The organism is Thiococcus pfennigii (assembly GCF_016583835.1).
In the GTDB taxonomy this organism is placed as follows: domain Bacteria; phylum Pseudomonadota; class Gammaproteobacteria; order Chromatiales; family Chromatiaceae; genus Thiococcus; species Thiococcus pfennigii.
The window spans coordinates 1-2,002 of sequence record NZ_NRRW01000126.1; the positions used below are offsets into that span (position 1 = coordinate 1).

Genomic DNA, 2,002 nt, shown 5'->3' on the forward strand with positions numbered 1-2,002 from the left:
GCGCCGCCCCGTCGCTCGCCGCTGCGTTCCGTGCGGGCGACCGGGGGACCGGGCGCTGCGCGGCCGGCGCCGCGGCTGCCGTATCCACCTCGACCGGGCGGAATGCGAGTGCCCGCAACAATACCATCTCCATCCCGGTCCTGGGGTCCGGGGCCAGCGTCAGGTCCGGTTGACCGGTCGCGAGGACCTGGTAGTAGAGCTGGGTGTCCTCGGGGGTCATCGCCTCGGCCAGCGCGACGAGCGCCGCGCGGTCCGGATCGTCGTCGGCCAGGGCCTGCGGCACCTGTTGGAACAGGGCAATGCGGTGCAGGACGAGCAGCAGGTCGCGCAGGACGTCGGCGAAGTCCGGGGCCAACTCGGCGATCCGTGCGACCTCGGCGAGCAGCCGGGCGCCATCGCCGGCGGCCAGGGCCTCGACCAGACTCAGGCTCAGGTCGCGCCCGGCCACGCCGAGCATCGCGCGCGTCTCGGCCTCGGCGACGCGCCCGCCGCCGTAGGCGATCGCCTGATCGAGCAGGCTCAGGCCATCGCGCATGCTGCCATCGGCGCCGCGCGCGAGCAGCGCCAGCGCGGGCGGCTCGTAGCCGATCCCCTCGGCCTCGAGGACGCGTGCGAGCTGGCCCTGAATCTCGCCGGGCAGCAGGCGCTTGAGATTGAACTGGAGGCAGCGCGACAGGACGGTCACCGGCAGCTTCTGCGGGTCCGTCGTCGCGAGCAGGAATTTCACGTGGGCGGGCGGCTCCTCCAAGGTCTTCAACAGGGCGTTGAAGCTCTTCTCGGAGAACATGTGCACCTCGTCGATCAGGTACACCTTGTAGCGACCCTTGACCGGCGCGAACGGGACATTGTCGAGCAGCTCGCGGGTCTGCTCGACCTTGGTGCGCGAGGCGGCATCGACCTCGAGCAGGTCCAGGAAGCGACCCTCGTCGAGCTCACGGCAGGCGGTGCAGCGCCCGCATGGCGTCGGGCCGACGCCCTCCTCGCAATTCAGCGCCTTGGCCAAGATGCGCGCCAGCGTCGTCTTGCCGACGCCGCGGGTGCCGGTGAAGAGGTAGGCGTGATGGAGCTGGCCACGGGCCAGCGCATTGGTCAGCGCGCGCACCACATGGGCCTGCCCGACCAGATCCGCGAAGGATTTCGGCCGCCATTTGCGGGCAAGGACCTGATAGGACATCGGGCGATTCGGACGCTCGGCAAAGGGGACGCTGACGGGTAGGCGGCAGTGTAACCGAATGCTCCGAGGCCGGCAGCCCCGGCGATGGGGTGGCGGCCCGCGCCCGCCACACCCCGGCACACGCTGCGACCGCTGCGGCTGCTCCCTTCCGGGCCTGACCGGGTTCACGGCTTTGCGTTGCGGGGGGACCGGCGCGGCCCACCATAACGACCCGGCCCCTTGCGAGCGGAACCGGACGCGAGAAGCTACCAGAGGACGCAACGAAGATCAAGGAGACCAGGCGGCATCACGGCCGATCCGTCCGATCGACGGGCGCATGCAGCAACCCGTCGGGCCGTGCCGATGTCGTCGGGGCCGTCGGATCACGCCCGTAGGTCGGGTTAGCCCCCCGCGGGGGCGTAACCCGACGGCCGACACCGTGGCGCCCGCCGAGGCCCCTGTCGGGTTACGGCGCGCGCAATCCTTTGTTTTACCCCAACCGCCGTGCCAGCGCGCCTAACCCGACCTACGGGCTACGGGCCGCGCCCATGTCGTCGGGGCTGTAGGTCGGGTTAGCCCCCCGGGGCGTAACCCGACGGCAGACCACGCCGCCCCGACCGAGGCCGACGTCGGGTCACGGCGCGCGCAATCCTTTGTTTTACCCCAACCGCCGTGCCAGCGCGCCTAACCCGACCTACGGGCTACGGGCTACGGGCTACGGGCTACGGGCTACGGGCCGCGCCCATGTCGTCGGGGCTGTAGGTCGGGTTAGCCCCCCGGGGCGTAACCCGACGGCAGACCACGCCGCCCCGACCGAGGCCGACGTCGGGTCACGGCGCGCGCAATCCT

At 71.4% G+C, this 2,002-nt stretch carries 1 protein-coding gene and 1 other RNA gene; both read right to left on the reverse strand.

The window, feature by feature from the left end; all coding sequences use genetic code 11:
• A partial coding sequence (gene dnaX, locus CKO41_RS18155) for a DNA polymerase III subunit gamma/tau (protein ID WP_200383275.1) occupies positions 1-1,174 on the reverse strand: 1,174 nt, incomplete at its 3' end.
• A gap of 97 nt (positions 1,175-1,271) precedes the next feature.
• An RNA gene (gene ffs / locus CKO41_RS18160) (signal recognition particle sRNA small type) lies at positions 1,272-1,368 on the reverse strand.
• Between the last annotated feature and the right edge of the window lie 634 nt (positions 1,369-2,002).